General features: G+C 62.4%; 18 protein-coding genes. 8 read left to right on the forward strand and 10 right to left on the reverse strand.

Going from position 1 to position 15,679, the window contains the following annotated elements:
• Positions 1-32 precede the first annotated feature (32 nt).
• Complete coding sequence (locus NKJ09_RS10010) at positions 33-1,586, forward strand: DHA2 family efflux MFS transporter permease subunit (RefSeq protein ID WP_352484355.1); 1,554 nt, start codon at positions 33-35, stop codon at positions 1,584-1,586.
• A 212-nt stretch (positions 1,587-1,798) separates the two neighbouring features.
• On the opposite strand, the gene msrB is transcribed toward NKJ09_RS10010, so the two are convergent.
• The 4 genes from msrB to NKJ09_RS10030 form a co-directional block, all read right to left on the reverse strand.
• Entirely contained in the window at positions 1,799-2,299 is a 501-nt protein-coding gene (gene msrB, locus NKJ09_RS10015; protein ID WP_292655897.1) for a peptide-methionine (R)-S-oxide reductase MsrB, read from the reverse strand.
• A 171-nt stretch (positions 2,300-2,470) separates the two neighbouring features.
• Positions 2,471-3,028, reverse strand: coding sequence for a fasciclin domain-containing protein (locus NKJ09_RS10020; RefSeq protein WP_352515757.1), 558 nt, complete (start codon positions 3,026-3,028; stop codon positions 2,471-2,473).
• 205 nt (positions 3,029-3,233) lie between these two features.
• Positions 3,234-3,938, reverse strand: a complete 705-nt coding sequence (locus tag NKJ09_RS10025) for an anti-sigma factor (protein ID WP_352484356.1) — start codon at positions 3,936-3,938, stop codon at positions 3,234-3,236.
• A complete protein-coding gene (locus NKJ09_RS10030) occupies positions 3,935-4,474 on the reverse strand; it encodes a sigma-70 family RNA polymerase sigma factor (RefSeq protein WP_352495030.1) in 540 nt (179 codons plus the stop codon). The genes NKJ09_RS10025 and NKJ09_RS10030 overlap by 4 nt, the downstream gene beginning before the upstream one ends.
• A 127-nt stretch (positions 4,475-4,601) precedes the next feature.
• On the opposite strand from NKJ09_RS10030, the gene NKJ09_RS10035 reads away from it, so the two are divergent.
• Together NKJ09_RS10035 and argB are read left to right on the forward strand one after the other, a co-directional pair.
• Entirely contained in the window at positions 4,602-6,098 is a 1,497-nt protein-coding gene (locus tag NKJ09_RS10035; protein ID WP_352495031.1) for an amidase, read from the forward strand.
• A gap of 100 nt (positions 6,099-6,198) precedes the next feature.
• Positions 6,199-7,092 (forward strand): acetylglutamate kinase, encoded by an 894-nt coding sequence (gene argB / locus NKJ09_RS10040; protein WP_023677482.1) that lies wholly within the window; start codon positions 6,199-6,201, stop codon positions 7,090-7,092.
• Between the two features lie 132 nt (positions 7,093-7,224).
• Here argB and NKJ09_RS10045 read toward each other — a convergent pair whose 3' ends face one another.
• The 3 genes from NKJ09_RS10045 to NKJ09_RS10055 all read right to left on the reverse strand — a co-directional run bounded on the left by NKJ09_RS10045 (position 7,225) and on the right by NKJ09_RS10055 (position 9,971).
• On the reverse strand, positions 7,225-7,623 hold the full coding sequence (locus NKJ09_RS10045) for a RidA family protein (protein ID WP_352495032.1): 399 nt from the start codon (positions 7,621-7,623) through the stop codon (positions 7,225-7,227).
• A 221-nt stretch (positions 7,624-7,844) separates the two neighbouring features.
• Entirely contained in the window at positions 7,845-9,392 is a 1,548-nt protein-coding gene (bchE, locus tag NKJ09_RS10050) for a magnesium-protoporphyrin IX monomethyl ester anaerobic oxidative cyclase (protein ID WP_352495033.1), read from the reverse strand.
• Between the two features lie 102 nt (positions 9,393-9,494).
• Complete coding sequence (locus tag NKJ09_RS10055; protein WP_023718203.1) at positions 9,495-9,971, reverse strand: Lrp/AsnC family transcriptional regulator; 477 nt, start codon at positions 9,969-9,971, stop codon at positions 9,495-9,497.
• 140 nt (positions 9,972-10,111) lie between these two features.
• Between NKJ09_RS10055 and phhA the strand changes: the two genes are divergently transcribed.
• Entirely contained in the window at positions 10,112-10,945 is an 834-nt protein-coding gene (phhA, locus tag NKJ09_RS10060) for a phenylalanine 4-monooxygenase (RefSeq protein ID WP_023718202.1), read from the forward strand.
• Here the strand turns inward: phhA and NKJ09_RS10065 are convergent.
• The gene (locus NKJ09_RS10065; RefSeq protein WP_352484322.1) at positions 10,940-11,440 is read right to left on the reverse strand and encodes a MarR family winged helix-turn-helix transcriptional regulator; all 501 of its coding nucleotides are present in this window, start codon (positions 11,438-11,440) and stop codon (positions 10,940-10,942) included. The genes phhA and NKJ09_RS10065 overlap by 6 nt on opposite strands.
• 93 nt (positions 11,441-11,533) lie before the next feature.
• Between NKJ09_RS10065 and NKJ09_RS10070 the strand changes: the two genes are divergently transcribed.
• Complete coding sequence (locus NKJ09_RS10070; protein WP_023718200.1) at positions 11,534-11,701, forward strand: hypothetical protein; 168 nt, start codon at positions 11,534-11,536, stop codon at positions 11,699-11,701.
• A 70-nt stretch (positions 11,702-11,771) separates the two neighbouring features.
• On the opposite strand, the gene NKJ09_RS10075 is transcribed toward NKJ09_RS10070, so the two are convergent.
• Positions 11,772-12,533, reverse strand: coding sequence for a GGDEF domain-containing protein (locus NKJ09_RS10075; RefSeq protein WP_023718199.1), 762 nt, complete (start codon positions 12,531-12,533; stop codon positions 11,772-11,774).
• Between the two features lie 161 nt (positions 12,534-12,694).
• Here NKJ09_RS10075 and NKJ09_RS10080 point away from each other — a divergent pair, with 161 nt between their 5' ends.
• Positions 12,695-13,402, forward strand: coding sequence for a pyrimidine 5'-nucleotidase (locus NKJ09_RS10080; protein WP_023677476.1), 708 nt, complete (start codon positions 12,695-12,697; stop codon positions 13,400-13,402).
• Between the two features lie 34 nt (positions 13,403-13,436).
• Here NKJ09_RS10080 and NKJ09_RS10085 read toward each other — a convergent pair whose 3' ends face one another.
• A complete protein-coding gene (locus NKJ09_RS10085; protein WP_023718198.1) occupies positions 13,437-14,276 on the reverse strand; it encodes an LOG family protein in 840 nt (279 codons plus the stop codon).
• Between the two features lie 145 nt (positions 14,277-14,421).
• Here NKJ09_RS10085 and dapD point away from each other — a divergent pair, with 145 nt between their 5' ends.
• Positions 14,422-15,276, forward strand: a complete 855-nt coding sequence (dapD, locus tag NKJ09_RS10090; protein ID WP_352484324.1) for a 2,3,4,5-tetrahydropyridine-2,6-dicarboxylate N-succinyltransferase — start codon at positions 14,422-14,424, stop codon at positions 15,274-15,276.
• A 24-nt stretch (positions 15,277-15,300) separates the two neighbouring features.
• Positions 15,301-15,672 (forward strand): DUF805 domain-containing protein, encoded by a 372-nt coding sequence (locus NKJ09_RS10095; RefSeq protein WP_031193743.1) that lies wholly within the window; start codon positions 15,301-15,303, stop codon positions 15,670-15,672.
• The last annotated feature ends 7 nt before the right edge of the window (positions 15,673-15,679 follow it).

Genomic DNA, 15,679 nt, shown 5'->3' on the forward strand with positions numbered 1-15,679 from the left:
CCCTAACTGCAGGATCGGCGCCGGCGCCAGCCATGCCGGTGCCGGTCGACCACATCTCGACACGCCGCGTCATCGCCTTCCTGGCAATGGTGTTCGGCATGTTCATGGCGATCCTGGACATCCAGATCGTCTCGGCCTCGCTGGCTGAGATCCAGGCGGGCCTGAGCGCCAGTTCGGACGAGATTCCGTGGGTGCAGACGGCCTATCTGATTGCCGAGGTGGTGATGATCCCGCTGTCGGGCTTCCTCAGCCGGATGCTGTCGACGCGCGTGCTGTTCACGATCTCGGCGGCAGGGTTCACCGCGGCCAGCGCGCTGGCGGCGACCGCAACCAATATCGACCAGATGATCGTCTACCGCGCCGTGCAGGGCTTCATCGGCGGCGGCATGATCCCGAGCGTCTTTGCAGCCGCCTTCACCATCTTCCCACCGTCGCGTCGCGCCATCGTCTCGCCGATGATCGGCCTGGTGGCGACGCTGGCGCCAACCATCGGCCCGACAGTCGGCGGCTATATCAGCCATGCCATGTCCTGGCACTGGCTGTTCCTGGTCAACGTCGTGCCCGGCATTCTGGTGACGACGGCCGCCTGGTCGCTGATCGACTTCGACAAACCCAATCTCAAGCTGTTCAGCAAGTTCGACTGGTGGGGGCTTGCCGGTATGGCCGCCTTCCTGGGCTGCATGGAATATGTGCTGGAGGAAGGTCCCAATAACGACTGGCTGCAGGATCAGGCGGTGTTCGTCTGCGCCGTCATCATGACCTTCGGCGCGGTGCTGTTCTTCTGGCGCGTGTTCACCGCCGAGGAGCCGATTGTCGATCTGAGGGCTTTCAGCAATATCAATTTCGCCTTCGGCTCGCTGTTCTCCTTCGTCGTCGGCATCGGCCTCTACGGTCTGACCTATCTTTATCCGGTGTTCCTGGGGCGCATCCGCGGCTACGATTCGATGATGATCGGCGAGGCGCTGTTCGTCAGCGGCCTGGCCATGTTCTTCACCGCGCCGATCTCCGGCATCCTGTCGAACAAGATGGACCCGCGCATCATGATGATGATCGGCTTCTTCGGCTTCGCCACGGGGACCTGGTGGATGACGCATCTCACCGCCGACTGGGATTTCTATGAACTGCTGATCCCGCAGATCCTGCGCGGCTGCTCGATGATGCTTTGCATGGTGCCGATCAACAACATTGCGCTCGGAACCTTGCCGCCGGAGCGGCTGAAGAATGCGTCTGGCCTGTTCAACCTGACCCGCAATCTCGGCGGCGCCGTCGGCCTGGCAGTCATCAACACCGTGCTGATCGACCGCAATGCCTTCCATTACGCCAGGCTCTCCGAGCACGTGCAATGGGGAAGTGCCGCTGCGCAGCAGAAGCTGCAGAACATGACGCTCAACTTCGAGCAGACCGCCGGGCTCGACGCCTCCAAGGCGGCCATCTCCAAACTGTCAGGCATGGTCCAGCAGCAGGCGTCGCTGCTGTCGTTCATGGACGTATTCTTCATGCTGACGGTTTTGTTCGCGACGCTTGGGCTCTTCACCCTGGTGATCCGCAAGCCAGCCGCTCAGGGCGGCGGTGGCGGAGGCCATTGAGGCGCGCTGGATCCCCCGCCTGGCGCCCTCGCGCATGACCCCGAAAAGCGATTTCGGGGTCATGCGCAAAATCAACCATTACGAAGTCTTGGAGCGGCGGACACTCCACCGCTCCAACTTTTTGTTTGAGCATCGGATTTTCCCAAAACCGCTTCGCACTTTTGGGTCCGATGCTCTAGCGCTCTCCGACAAAGTCAGGGGCGCAGCCATCCTCAGGCCGTCGCCGGCTTGAAGGTCAAGGCGACACCGTTGATGCAATGCCGCAACCCGGTCGGCGGCGGACCGTCGTCGAAGACGTGGCCGAGATGGCCACCGCAGCGGCGACAATGGACCTCGGTGCGGGTCATGCCCAACGACCTGTCCACGGTCTTGCCGATCGCGTTGGGGATTTCCTGCCAGAAGCTCGGCCAGCCGGTGCCGGAATCGAACTTGGTCTCTGACGAATAGACCGGCAGGTCGCAGCCGGCGCAAGCGAAGATGCCTTTGCGGTGCTCGTTGAGCAGCGGACTGGTGCCCGGGTATTCCGTGCCCTCCTTGCGCAGCACATTGAAGGCCGCGTCGGACAGGATGGCGCGCCACTCGGCCTCGGTCTTGGTAACCTCGAAAGTCTCGGCCGCGCGTGCATCCTGGGCTCCGCCCATGCGCAGCGCGGTGGCGCCTGCGACAACGCCAATGGCTGCCGCACCACTCAAAAGAAGCTCGCGACGGTTCATGCCCATTCCTCCTGTTACTGCTTGTGCCAAATTCGACCGCCAGACGGAAATCAAAAGCCGGTGACGATCGCTGTCCTCAAAGCGGGACTCCGCGCCTATCCACTTGCGTGAACGGCGCGGAGTGTGCGCAGGGAGGCCCTTAGCGATATCTTCGCCGGCAGCGTGCGTTTGTTACATCTTCGGCAGGAGAACCTTGTCGACGACGTGGATGACGCCGTTGGACTGCTCGACATCGGCGATCGTCACATTAGCGACATTGCCGTTCTCGTCGGTCACGGTGACCTTGCCGCCGTCGGTCTTGAGCGACAGTTCGCAACCACCGACCGTCTTGACCTTGTGGGTGCCACCGTCATCCTTGACCATCTTGGCGACGTCGGCGGCCATCGCCTTGGCGCCGATGACATGGCAAGTCAGGATCTTGACGAGCTTGTCCTTGTTTTCAGGCTTGAGCAGCGTCTCCACCGTGCCGGCTGGAAGTGCCGCAAAGGCCTCGTTGGTCGGCGCGAACACGGTGAAGGGGCCAGCGCTTTGCAGCGTATCGACCAGGCCGCCTGCCTTGACGGCAGCGACCAGCGTCGTGTGGTCCTTCGAGTTGACAGCATTTTCGACGATGTTTTTCTGGGCATACATGGCGGCGCCGCCGACCATCGGATTTTGGGCATAGGCAATGGTGGCGATCGCAGAAATCGCAACCTTGCCGGCAAGCAAAAGGGTGGCGAATTTAGGAATGATTTCAATCTCCTTGGGTTATCGTTCCCCTCGTTCGGGAACGCAAGAAGATACGCAACAGAAATGCCGGAGTTTCGTCCTCACGTAAGAAATATTGTGTCGCTTCAATTTTCCATGTGCTAATCGGTCACCACCGCCGACAAGCTTTGCATGATTTTGGTTCGTGAGAGATAGATTTCAGGTCTTCTTCCGAAGCAAGAATCGGTCAGATGCTCTTCAGATCGCCCGCTGCGACCACCGGTCCAGTCGGCTGGCCGGTCGGCGAACCGCCGGCAGGCTCGACGCTGACCGCAAGCACGGCGCCTTGCGCCAATTTCTCCCGGACGGCGGGCGGGATGGCCAGATGCGCGGTCGCACCGGCCGGGATGACGCCCATCGACACCGGCGCGTTCTTGCCTTCGATCATCCACAGCTCGAAGTCCTTGCCGGCGGTCCGCTCGCCGGAGACGTGGGAAAGGCCGACATCGTGACGGACGGCGTCGTAGACGACGAGATATTTGACATCGCTGCCTTCGGCTGCCAACGAGGCGACAAGCCGGGTTTGCGGCTCGACGACCGGTGGATTGACGTAAGGCAAGGCAATATAGATTGCCAGCGCCGCAATGGCGGCGGCGGCAAGACCGCGCCAGAAGCCAAGGCTCGACCAGAGGCCGGCGCGCGGCTCTGCAGCGAACAGCCGGCGGTCCAATGCTTCCTTGACCCTGATCGGAGGCTCTGTCTCCGGATAGGCGGCGGCCATCGGGGAAAGATGCGCCTCCCAGGCATCGACAAGGCGCGCGAAGGCGGCGTCCGCATCGATGCGGCGCGACGCAATCTCGCGTTCATCGGCGGCCAGAACGCCAAGAACGTATTCGGCGGCGAACAGGTCGTCGCCCCCACGTTCCGGTCCATTGTCGTCAGCCAGCGTCATCTTTCCAGGCATTCTCTCAGTTTCAACAGGCTGCGCCGCAGCCAGGTCCGCATCGTGTTCAGCGGCACGCCATAGCGCTCCGCCAGTTCGGCATAGCTTTTGCCATCCAGATAGGCGCCCCGGACGGCCGCCGCCCGGTCCTTCTCCAATTCCTTGAGACAATGGTAGATGCGTCCGGACTCACCGCCCGCCACGGCCATGGCCTCCGGCCCCGGCGCCGGATCGGCCACGTCGAGCGCGGCATCGATATAGGCGGCAGGCTCTCGCCGCGCCCTGATCCTATCGATCGAATGATTGCGCGCAATGGCCACCAGCCAGGAGATCGGGCTCAGATCCGAAACGGCGAAACGGTCCGCCTTCGTCCATATTTTGACGAAGACCTCCTGAAGCGCCTCTTCTGCATCTCCCCGGTCCTTCAATACACGAAGGCAGACGCCGAAAAGTTTCGCGCTGGTCTGCCGGTAGAGCAGATCGAACGCGGCCCGGTCCTTCATCGAGGTCCGGACAATCAGGTTGCTGATGTCCTGCGGCGTCATCGGCCGCCAAATTAGGCGATTGCAATGTATTTGCAACGACTGAAATGGTCTGGCCGCACCGGCAGCGCCAGCGTCGATTGCCAAGGAAATCGCCGCCCGCTAGCTTGCCATGAGCGGGAGGGCGACCATGTCGATCGAGCGGGTTCTGTGGGAGCATGACGCAACCGGCCAGGCCGCACTCGTGCACAAGGGAGAGATCACACCGCAAGATCTCGTCGATGCGGCGATCGCTCGGGCCGAGGCCACCCGGCCGGAGATCAACGCCATCGCCGAACCGCTTTATGAGGCGGCGCGGGCGCGGGCGAAAACCGTCGACCACAAGCTGCCGCTTGCCGGAGTGCCCTTTGCGCTGAAGGACCTCGGTATTGCTATGAAGGGCGTGCCGACGCATGGCGGCAGCCGCATCCCAGCCTACACCCCCGATTTTAACTCGGTCATGACGGAACGCTATCTGGCCGCCGGCCTGGTCCCGATCGCCACCAGCACCGCACCCGAACACGGGCTGAGGCTGGTGACCGAGTCGGTGGCTTACGGCGTCACCCGCAATCCATGGGACACCGCTCACACGACCGGCGGTTCCTCGGGCGGCGCGGCTGCGCTGGTCGCGGCCGGCGTCGTGCCGGTGGCGCACGCCTCGGATGGCGGCGGCTCGATCAGGGTGCCTGCGGCCTGTACCGGGCTGGTCGGGTTGAAAACCTCGCGCGGCCGCGTGCCCTTGACGCCGCTCGTCACTGAAAGCTGGTACGGCTTTGTCGTCGACCATGCGTTGGCCCGCTCGGTGCGCGATACGGCCCTGCTGCTCGACCTGACCCACGGGCCCGAACCGCTGTCGCCCTACGCGGCACCCTCGCCGAACGGCAGTTTCACTGCGGCCGCCGGGCGCGATCCGGGCAAGCTCAAGCTCGCCTTCTACCGAAAATCGCCGCTCGGCCTGCCGATTTCGGGAGAAACCTTGAAAGCTCTGGATGCGGCGATTGGGCTGGCGCGCGAAGGCGGGCACAGCGTCGAGGAGATCGACCTGCCCTATATCGACCGCGATTTCATCGCCGATTTCGCCAGAACCGTCGCCGCGGCGGTGGCCGGCACGATGCGTGGCGAGGCCTTGCGCGTCGGCCGCTCCATCTCAGGCGATATCGAACGCGCCACGCGCGTGATGAGCCGGTTCGGTGAAATCCTCTCGGCCGGCGAAATCTATGCCGGCCTGCAGCGGCTGCACGCAACCTCGCGCCGCCTTATCACCGAAACCGCGCACTATGATGCAGTGCTGATGCCTGTCATCGCGCACCCGCCGCTCGCCTGCGGCACCATGGACCCGAAAGGCGCCGACGAATTCATCGAGAATGTCCTGGACAGACTGCGCCTCGCCGGCCTGCTGAAGTTCAAGCCGCTATTCGGCCAGCTGATGGACAAGAGCCTTTGGTTCACCCACTGGCCGGCGATCCAGAACGTCAGCGGGCAACCGTCGATCACGCTTCCGGTTTACGTGACCGATGCCGGCCTGCCGCTCGGCGTCCAGGCCGCCGGCCGCCCCGGTGACGAGGAGACGCTTTTGTCGTTCGCCGCGCAGATGGAAAAGATCTCTGGATGGCTGGGACGGCGGGCGCCGCTGCGGGTGCCGGCATAGAGGCGGGATGATTTGATCGATCATGACAGCAAAGCCGTTTGCGGCCTGCTGCAATTCCCGCTAAGACGCCGCCGTTCATGCCAAGCCGGGAACCAAGCCGATGACGGATGTCGCCGCCACCGCCGAAATGCAGGCCGCGCTGCTTTCAAGGGCGCTGCCCTATATGCAGCGCTACGAGAACAAGACGGTCGTGGTGAAATATGGCGGCCACGCGATGGGCGACATCGCGCTCGGCAAAGCCTTCGCCCGCGACATCGCACTGCTCAAGCAATCCGGCGTCAACCCGATCGTCGTGCATGGCGGCGGGCCGCAGATCGGCGCCATGCTCAGCAAGATGGGCATCGAATCCAAATTCGAGGGCGGCTTGCGTGTCACCGACCAGAAGACCGTCGAGATTGTCGAGATGGTGCTGGCCGGGTCGATCAACAAGGAAATCGTCGCGCTGATCAATGCCGAGGGCGAGTGGGCAATCGGCCTGTGCGGCAAGGACGGCAACATGGTGTTTGCCGAAAAGGCGCGCAAGACCATGATCGATCCTGATTCCAACATCGAGCGGGTGCTCGACCTGGGCTTCGTCGGTGAACCGGTCGAGGTCGACCGCACATTGCTCGACCTCCTGGCGCGATCCGAAATGATCCCGGTGCTGGCGCCGGTGGCGCCCGGCCGCGACGGCCATACCTACAACATCAATGCCGACACTTTTGCCGGCGCCATCGCCGGCGCCTGCCAGGCGACGCGCCTGCTGTTTCTCACCGACGTGCCCGGCGTGCTCGACAAGGACAAGAAGCTGATCGACGAGTTGACCGTGGCCGAGGCCAAGGCCCTGATCAAGGACGGAACGGTCTCGGGCGGCATGATCCCCAAGGTTGAAACCTGCATCGAGGCAATCGAGCGCGGCGTCGCTGGCGTCGTCATCCTCAACGGCAAGACGCCGCATGCGGTGCTGCTCGAGCTGTTCACCGAACACGGCGCCGGCACGCTGATCGTGCCGTGAGTGGCCTCAGTCTGTTCAACGCCGCGACAGACCGGAAGACCATCCGATCACCATCGCAGCGCTTGTCGAGACAGGCGGGCGGGCGAACGGTCGACTAGGTAGTCTCCGCCTTCGTCGCTCGCCGCCAATCGATCATCCGGGCTGAGGAAGGCGCGCGATGACCTTTATCTCAAAATCGAAGCCCGCCAGCCAATTCACCCCCACCGCGGTCCAGTTCGGGTAGGGCGGTTCACCGATCGCCCTAAGTCGAACGGCGTCAATCGCCTCCCACTGTTTGGCCGGGTCGGTGTGGAACGTGGTCACGTCAACAATGTCGTCAAACGTGCAACCGGCGGCCTTCAGCACCGCCGCGAGATTGTCAAAGGCAAGCTGGACCTGCTTTTCGAAGGCTGGCTCCGGCGATCCGTCCTCGCGGCTGCCGACTTGGCCCGAGACGAACAGAAAGCCGCCTGAGCGGATCGCCGCCGAATAGCGATTGACTTCGTAGAGGGCCTGCCGACCGGCAGGGAAGATCGCATCGCGTTTGGTCATTGTTTCACTCCAATCAGACAAGGCAGGCCGGTCCCGACCATCGCGATGTGGCTTCTCCGAGAAGGTGAGAGCCGCCCGCAAGACTTCGGGGTTTTGGATCGCTGCGTTCCATTTTCCGGGGCGGTCGCTGATATCCGTCCCGTATCCCGAAGTGGGTACATACATTCCGTATGTCAATATACATACGTTGCGTATGCTTGTTAAAAGATTGCCCGAGCCGGTCAGGCGCGCGACGAAATCGTGGTCGCAGGCGGTGTCAGCCTGCGCGCCGGGTGCGCGACCACCATCGATTCCTCTTCCTCGTCCTGCGGCGCGCCCCAGAATTCGGCGAGCGTCGGGCCATTCTTCAGGCGGCGGTCGCGAACCAGAAAGCCCCAGACTTCGCGGAACCAGACGCGGCGGCCCATTTTGGTGTACCAGCGCATCGAATGCCGTTGCTCCGGATCCTTGTGGAACAGGATGCGCGCCAAGGCCTTGGGCCGCGACTGCACGGCCAGTTCGATCAGCTTGACGGCGAAGAACAACATCCACGGCTTGAGGCGGGTCATCTGCAGCACCTGGTGCTTGTAGTCCCACAGGCGGGCGTCCAGCTGGATCACCTTGCGATCCCTGGCAATCCTGAAGAACGGCGTCCAGCGGTGCGGCGTCACATAGAGCGCCTGGATCTGGTCGGGGTCATAAGCGATCAGCTGGCGAAAGCCGCGCCAGAGGTCGCGGAAACTTTCGTCCTCGAAACCGGCCACCCAGGTCGCCATCGACAAGATGCCGTTGAGGCGCAGCAGCCGTATCGCCTCGCGGTCGGATGAGGTGCTGCCGCCCTTGCGGATCAACTGGAGCGTCTGCTCGTCGGTATTTTCCATGCCAAGCAGCCAGCGGATGACGCCGGCCTTGCGATAGAGATGCAGGCTGCCGGCGTCGCGGACGATGTCGTCGGCGCGGGTGGAGCCGACGATCAGCACCGGCACATTCTCGGCGATCATCGCATCGAGAAAGGCGCGCCAGGCTTTTTTGGACGAGGTCGGGTTCTCGTCGGCAAGGTTGATCAGCTCGACGCGGTGCTCGCGGTATAGCCAGGCAATCTCCCGCGCGAACTTCACGGGGTCGCGGTGCCGCCAGCGCGTCCAGAACCCCCGCTGGCCGCAATAGTTGCACAGATGCGGACAGCCTCGCGAGAACTGCATGACCACCGCACGCTTGCCTCCCCAATAGCTATAGCGAGTGATATCGATCAGTTCCCAGCCGATGCGGTAGTCGTCGAGATTGGCGATCGTCCTTGCCGGGTTGGTGGCAAAAGGCCGGCGCAAATCGTCGCGAAAGGCGATGCCCGCCACATCCGACAGCGGCTTGCGTTTTTCAAGCGCTTCGACCAGCGCGACGATGGTCGCCTCCCCCTCGCCACGAACGATGAAGTCGAAGGCCTCCGTTTCGGCCAGTATGTCGCGCCAGTGATAGGTCGGAAACACGCCGCCATAAATCAGGATTGTCGCCGGATCGATGTGTTTGACCATGCCGGCGATCAGTAGGGCTGTCGGATGCGCAGAGGTCGAGCCGGAATGGCCGATCAGAATACAGTCGGGATGATCGCTCAAGGCGTCCCGGACCAGCGTGGCAAGCGGCATCGGCCCGAATTCGGCGTCCACAAGTCGCACTTGATGTCCCGCGTCGATCAGCGGACCGCCCAGTGCCAGCAAACCGAGCGGCGGCAGATGGTCGTCCGGCACACGGCTGCCGATGGCCGTATGTGGCGGGTTGATCAGGACGATTTTCATGGCGGACCTTATGCAATGGCGGTCCGCATGTCGTAGTCGGCGATCTAGCGCTGGAGATTGGCTCGCTTCAGCAGTTTGTGTGCAGCTTTTCCGCAGAAATGCCTACCGTCTGAGATGTGCAAGCGGGACATGGCCCGGCCCCTTGATGTTCTGCAGCACAAGCTGGGTGTGGACGTCGCGCACGCCTTCGAGCCGCATCAGCCGGTGCATGACGAAGGCATTGAGCTCGTCGACCGACGGCACCATCACATGCAACAGGAAATCATGATCGCCGGTCATGGTCCAGCATGAGGACACCTCGTCCATCCGCTGGACGGCGGCGATGAAGCTTTCGGGCGAGCCGTCGCTGTGGCTGGTCAGGCGCACCTGGATGAACACCTCGACCATCAGCCCGACGGCGCGACGGCTGAGCACCGCGGCGAAGCCCTTGATGATGCCCGCCTGCTGAAGCGCCTCGAAGCGCCGCGCGCAAGGTGTCGTCGACAGGCCGATCTCCTGCGCCAGTTCGGATACCGGCTTGCGCCCGTCGCGCTGCAGGCTGTCGAGCATCTTGATCTCGAATTCGTCAAACTGAGGCATTTTCACTCTCCCAAAGCTCGATCGTGGAGTCTTTTACCTCCAACCCCGCATTTGAGCCACCATCAAAGCTGATTTGCCTCACGCCATCCGGCTAGAATTTCCGACGATCCGCTGATCATGATTTCCAGGGAGAGCAAGCCATGACGATGAACGTTGCCGACTACGCCCGCGAATGCGCGGCGCGAGGCCTTCGCGGCGATTATTCGGTCTGCCGTGCCGATTTCACCGTGGCGCAGGGCTACAATTATAGCGACGAAGAACAGGCGGTGTGGCGCACGCTGTGCGACCGCCAGACGAAGCTGACCAGGAAGCTCGCCCACCATTCCTATCTCGATGGCGTTGCGGCGCTCGGCCTTCTCGACAAGATCCCGGATTTCGGTGAGGTCAGCGAGAAGCTGCGCAAGCTCACCGGCTGGGAGATCGTCGCGGTGCCGGGGCTCATTCCGGCCCAGCCGTTCTTCGACCACCTCGCCAACCGCCGCTTCCCGGTCACCAACTGGCTGCGAACCCAAAAGGAGCTCGACTACATCGTCGAGCCCGACATGTTCCACGATTTCTTCGGTCACGTGCCGATCCTGACGCAGCCGGTCTTTGCGGACTTCATGCAGATGTATGGCAAGAGGGCCGACAGCGTGATTGCGCTCGGCGGCGACGAGATGATCACCAGGCTTTACTGGTACACCGTCGAATACGGGCTGATACGCGAGCCGGGCCAGCCGCTGAAGGCGTTCGGCGCCGGGCTGATGTCATCCTTCACCGAGCTTCAGTTCGCGGTCGAAGGCGGCGACGCGCACGATGTCCCCTTCGACCTGGAAACCGTAATGCGCACCGGCTACGAGATCGACAAGTTCCAGCGTGCCTATTTTGTGCTGCCGTCTTTCGACGTGCTGCGTGATGCTTTCGAGACCGCCGATCTTGCGGCGATCGTGGCGCGCCGCAAAGGCGAGCCGGCGCTCGACCCGGCGAGCCTATAGGCTGTCGGCTGTTTCCAGGGCCTCGGCTTTCAGCCGGGCAAGCTGGTCGCGCTGAAGGTCGAGCGATGCGGTGACGAAGCGAAGGATCGTGGCCAGCTCGGTGTCGCTAAATGTGGCGATTACCCTTTCTCCCTCCTGCGCGATCGCACCATAATAGCGCGCCGATAGTTCTCGCGTGAGTTCCGTCGCCTCTATGACCACCTTGCGCCTGTCCTCGAGGCTGCGCGTTCGTGTCAGCAGGCCGCGCGCCTCCAGCCGGTCGATCAGCGCGGTGACTGCGGCCGGCGTCAACCCTGTTGCGGCCGCGACCTCGCCAGCCGATTGCGGGCCGCCATAGAGCAGCGCCAGGCAATGGCGTTCCGCCGTACTCAGCTCAAGCCTATCGCCTACTGCCTCGTCATAAGCCTGCGTCGCGTCCTGCCAGCCCATAATGGCGAGGCTGATGGCCGTCTTCATGTCGGCCCGATTCATGCTTGACGAATTTACTTCGATCATCTAACTATCAATTTGCCTAACATTACGGCTATTATAGTAATATGCTGCGTCGGGCGCAAGGCACGGCCTGTCGCAGCACGCAAGGAGTGGACAATGAACCAGAACCAGACGCGCGGCCCACTCACACCGGCCGAAGAATTCAAATACGCCAAGCTGGCGATGGAATGGTATGGCTGGGGTTCTCCCATTGGCCTTGGTATTGCACTGGTCGCGCTGGCGGCCGCTGCCCTGCTGTTCCGCATCGCCATCTTCGGATTTTGACAGCACTGGCCGCGGCGCGGTTGAATTCTGATAGGGTAGAATTTTTCCAGCACAAGGCTTAGGGTTGAGCTCACGCCGCTTCGGAAATGTCACGATCGATGATCGACAGGTTGCGGCCGCGATGCTTGGCCTCGTAGAGCCGCTGGTCGGCGGCGCGCATCAGCTCCGACACTGCGGCGTCCTCGCCGCAGGTGGTCCCGCCGATACTGACCGTCAGCGGAACGGTTCGTTCGTCGACGGGCCGGAAACGGATACGCTCTACTTCACGGCGGATGCGCTCGGCGACGCGCCTGGCTTCGTGTTCGGTGGCGCCGATCAGAAAGGCGCAGAATTCCTCACCGCCGATGCGGCCAAGGACATCGCCGCTGCGCACGCCACGCTCTATCGCACTTGCGATCAGGAGCAGCGCCTCGTCGCCGATCAGATGGCCGTAGCTGTCGTTGATGGTCTTGAAATGGTCGGCATCGACGATCAGCAATGCCCCGCGATCGGATTTACGCCGAGAGCCGTCGAGGGCGGCAAAGAAACTTTCGCGGTTGAGCATGCCGGTCATGTCGTCGCGGCTCGCCTTTTCCGCCAAGCGCCTGTGGGCGGCCGCGAGCTGGGCATGGGCGCGGGCGAGTTCGCGATGCGCGGTCTTCAACCTTTCGCCCTGCCAGACCGTATAGGCGCCGGCGCCCCAGGCAAGAGCCAGCGGGCATACGGTAGACGTCAACCAGATGGTGCGATTGATCGGAAAACCCATTGCCGGCACGACGATCAGCGTCAGCAAAAGTGAGACGGCGACGGAGGCGAAAGCGATGGCGGCAGACTTTAGAAATATGCGATTCATCGCTTGCTCCCACTGGTCCGTCTTGGTGCCAGCAAGCGCTGAATGTCACCTTTCGGCGATGCTTAAGATTTTAATCACGGCACCATTTTCACCACCCAGGGCGCGCATAGGTTGTGGATAAACCTCCTGTTAGAAAGATCGTTTCGTGCCATAAGGACGGTATGACCACGCTTCCCGACCCCGCCCGCTTTGCCCATGTCACCGACTGGGTGTTCGATCTCGACAACACGCTCTATCCGCACCATTCCAATCTGTTCTCGCAGATCGATGTGAAGATGACCGCCTATGTCGGAGAATTGCTGACGCTGCCGCGCGAGGAAGCACGCAAGCTGCAGAAGGAGCTCTACCGGGAATACGGCACGACACTGAACGGGTTGATGACGCGCCACGGCATCGACCCCGACGACTTTCTCGAGAAGGTCCACGACATCGATTATTCCTGGCTGGTGCCAGATCCCGTCCTCGGCACCGCCATACGCCAGCTTCCCGGCCGCAAATTCATCTTCACCAATGGCGATCGCCGGCATGCCGAACGCACCGCGCGGCAGCTGGGCATTCTCGAGCATTTCGACGACATTTTCGATATCGTCGCAGCCGGGCTGAACCCCAAGCCGGCGCGACAATCCTACGAGAAATTTGCCGAACTCCACGCCGTCACCGGGCAAAATGCGGTGATGTTCGAAGACCTCGCCCGCAACCTGTCGGTGCCGAAATCGCTGGGCATGACCACGGTGCTGGTGGTGCCGCGCAATTTCGAGCCGACCTTCTCGGAAATCTGGGAACGCGACCCGGCCAACGAGGACGACGTGGACTTCGTCACCGACGATCTCGCCGGCTTTCTCACGGCGATCGTCGAAGTCCCCGCTTGAGGCAGCCGGCGCGCTTCAAGTCCTTGCTTGCATGTCAAAGTTTATAGAAGCGGCTGACGATCCCCCAGGCCTCATCGGCGGTGTCGACGAAATCGATGATATCCTGGTCGCCGGGCGTGATCGTGCCTTGCTCGGCGAGGAAGTCGAGGTCGATAGCCCTTGCCCAGAAAGCCTTGCCGAACAGGATGACCGGCACGCGTTCCATGCGGCCGGTCTGGATCAAGGTCAGCGTCTCGAAGAACTCGTCCATCGTGCCGAAGCCGCCGGGAAACACCGCAACGGCCTTGGCACGCATGACGAAATGCATCTTGCGGACCGCAAAATAGTGGAAGTTGAAGCAGAGTTCCGGCGTCACGTAGGCGTTTGGCGCCTGCTCGTGCGGCAGCACGATGTTGAGACCGATCGACGGCGCGCCTACATCGTCGGCGCCGCGATTGCCGGCCTCCATGACGCCAGGCCCGCCGCCGGTCACCACGACGAATTCGCGATAGTACGAAGTGGCCGACTGCTGCGAGCAGAGGCGGGCGAATTTGCGCGCCTCCTCATAGTATTTGCTGTTTTGCTCGAGATTCTTCTTCTGCGTCTCGTTCTTGGCCGCCCAGGCTTCACCGCCGGGCTCGGGGATGCGCGCGCCGCCGAACAGGATGACGGTCGATTGGATGCCGCGCTCGGCCAGGATCATCTCCGGTTTCAGCAGTTCGAGCTGCAGCCTGACCGCGCGCAACTCGCGCCGCGTCATGAAATCGGGGTCGTTCCAGGCCAGCCGATATGTCTCCGCGCGCGTTTGCGGCGTGTCCGGCACGCTTTTCGACCGCTCCAGATCCTCGTCCGAATGCGGTAGCGGCGTCCACCCCGCCTTTTCCATGGGAGTCATATTTGCTTTACCCGTCCAATCATTCACTTGCGCCGTCCCGTGACGCTGCCGCGATTGACCCTCCCCAAGCCTTCACATAGGGTCCGCGCGACTTTCAAACAGGTTAAGGCGCCGGCCCTTAACAGCTTGGTAATGGAGCGAATTCATGTCGAAGCCCGATCTCGCGAGTCTCGAGAAGATCATCGAGAACGCCTTCGAGGAACGCGACACCATTTCGACCGCAACCCGCGGCGAGACGCGCGAGGCCATCCAATCGGCGCTCGACCTGCTCGACCGGGGCGTCGCCCGCGTCGCCGAGCGGCAGGCCGACGGCAAATGGCACGTCAACCAGTGGCTGAAGAAAGCGGTGCTGCTGTCCTTCCGGCTCAACCCGATGGAGATCATCAAGGGTGGTCCCGGTCAGGCGGTATGGTGGGACAAGGTGCCTTCGAAGTTCGACGGCTGGAGCGCCGTCGATTTCGAGAAGGCCGGCTTCCGCGCCGTGCCGTCGTCGATCGTGCGCCGCTCTGCCTATGTCGCGCCGGGCGCCGTGCTGATGCCGTCCTTCGTCAATGTCGGCGCCTATGTCGATAGCGGCACCATGGTCGACACCTGGGCGTCGGTCGGCTCCTGTGCCCAGATCGGCAAGAATGTGCATCTGTCGGGCGGCGTCGGTATCGGCGGCGTGCTGGAGCCGATGCAGGCCGGCCCAACCATCATCGAGGACAATTGCTTCATCGGCGCCCGTTCCGAAGTGGTCGAGGGCTGCATTGTTCGCGAGGGCTCAGTGCTCGGCATGGGTGTCTTCATCGGCCAATCGACCAAGATCGTCGACCGCGCCACCGGCGAGATCTTCTACGGCGAAGTGCCGGCCAATTCCGTCGTCGTCGCCGGCTCACTGCCGGGCAAGCCTTTTCCAAACAACGAGCCCGGCCCCAGCCTCTACTGCGCTGTCATCGTCAAGCGGGTCGACGCAAGAACCCGTTCCAAGACCTCGATCAACGAATTGCTGCGCGATTGATCTCCCGAGAACGGATGCACCGGGTTGACTGACAAACCTCAATTCCTATGGCTTTTCTTCAGCCTTTCTGGGCGGGTGAATCCGAGCGCTTATGTTTTGGCTGGCCTCTTGCCGGTCATCGTTCAACTCTTTCTGCTCTACCAGTTCGCGCGAACGCCGTTAGGCACTGCCGCGAGCCAGTATTGGGCGCTCGCCTTATGGATCGCTGTGTTCGTCTCGACATGGTCGACCTTTGCGCTAACGGCGAAGCGGTTCCATGATTTCGGCAAGCCTGCCTATTACGCATTGATCTCTCTCATTATCGGCTTCGTCCTGCTTTTTATCCTGGCTTTTTTCAAAAGTGACCCAGGCCCCAACCGCTACGGCAAGCGCACCAACGCACCGGCCGAACCCTGAGCGCCAA

Origin of the sequence: Mesorhizobium sp. M0189 (assembly GCF_040322135.1) — a bacterium.
Classification (GTDB): domain Bacteria; phylum Pseudomonadota; class Alphaproteobacteria; order Rhizobiales; family Rhizobiaceae; genus Mesorhizobium.

What these genes read in the sequence shown, in the direction of transcription:
- NKJ09_RS10010 (WP_352484355.1), top strand. Translation starts at nt 33, where the DNA reads ATGCCGGTGCCGGTCGACCACATCTCGACACGCCGCGTCATCGCCTTC.
- msrB (WP_292655897.1), bottom strand. Translation starts at nt 2,299, where the DNA reads ATGAACCGTCGCGAGCTTCTTTTGAGTGGTGCGGCAGCCATTGGCGTT.
- NKJ09_RS10025 (WP_352484356.1), bottom strand. Translation starts at nt 3,938, where the DNA reads ATGACGCTGGCTGACGACAATGGACCGGAACGTGGGGGCGACGACCTG.
- NKJ09_RS10030 (WP_352495030.1), bottom strand. Translation starts at nt 4,474, where the DNA reads ATGACGCCGCAGGACATCAGCAACCTGATTGTCCGGACCTCGATGAAG.
- NKJ09_RS10035 (WP_352495031.1), top strand. Translation starts at nt 4,602, where the DNA reads ATGTCGATCGAGCGGGTTCTGTGGGAGCATGACGCAACCGGCCAGGCC.
- argB (WP_023677482.1), top strand. Translation starts at nt 6,199, where the DNA reads ATGACGGATGTCGCCGCCACCGCCGAAATGCAGGCCGCGCTGCTTTCA.
- NKJ09_RS10045 (WP_352495032.1), bottom strand. Translation starts at nt 7,623, where the DNA reads ATGACCAAACGCGATGCGATCTTCCCTGCCGGTCGGCAGGCCCTCTAC.
- bchE (WP_352495033.1), bottom strand. Translation starts at nt 9,392, where the DNA reads ATGAAAATCGTCCTGATCAACCCGCCACATACGGCCATCGGCAGCCGT.
- NKJ09_RS10055 (WP_023718203.1), bottom strand. Translation starts at nt 9,971, where the DNA reads ATGCCTCAGTTTGACGAATTCGAGATCAAGATGCTCGACAGCCTGCAG.
- phhA (WP_023718202.1), top strand. Translation starts at nt 10,112, where the DNA reads ATGACGATGAACGTTGCCGACTACGCCCGCGAATGCGCGGCGCGAGGC.
- NKJ09_RS10065 (WP_352484322.1), bottom strand. Translation starts at nt 11,440, where the DNA reads ATGATCGAAGTAAATTCGTCAAGCATGAATCGGGCCGACATGAAGACG.
- NKJ09_RS10070 (WP_023718200.1), top strand. Translation starts at nt 11,534, where the DNA reads ATGAACCAGAACCAGACGCGCGGCCCACTCACACCGGCCGAAGAATTC.
- NKJ09_RS10075 (WP_023718199.1), bottom strand. Translation starts at nt 12,533, where the DNA reads ATGAATCGCATATTTCTAAAGTCTGCCGCCATCGCTTTCGCCTCCGTC.
- NKJ09_RS10080 (WP_023677476.1), top strand. Translation starts at nt 12,695, where the DNA reads ATGACCACGCTTCCCGACCCCGCCCGCTTTGCCCATGTCACCGACTGG.
- NKJ09_RS10085 (WP_023718198.1), bottom strand. Translation starts at nt 14,276, where the DNA reads ATGACTCCCATGGAAAAGGCGGGGTGGACGCCGCTACCGCATTCGGAC.
- dapD (WP_352484324.1), top strand. Translation starts at nt 14,422, where the DNA reads ATGTCGAAGCCCGATCTCGCGAGTCTCGAGAAGATCATCGAGAACGCC.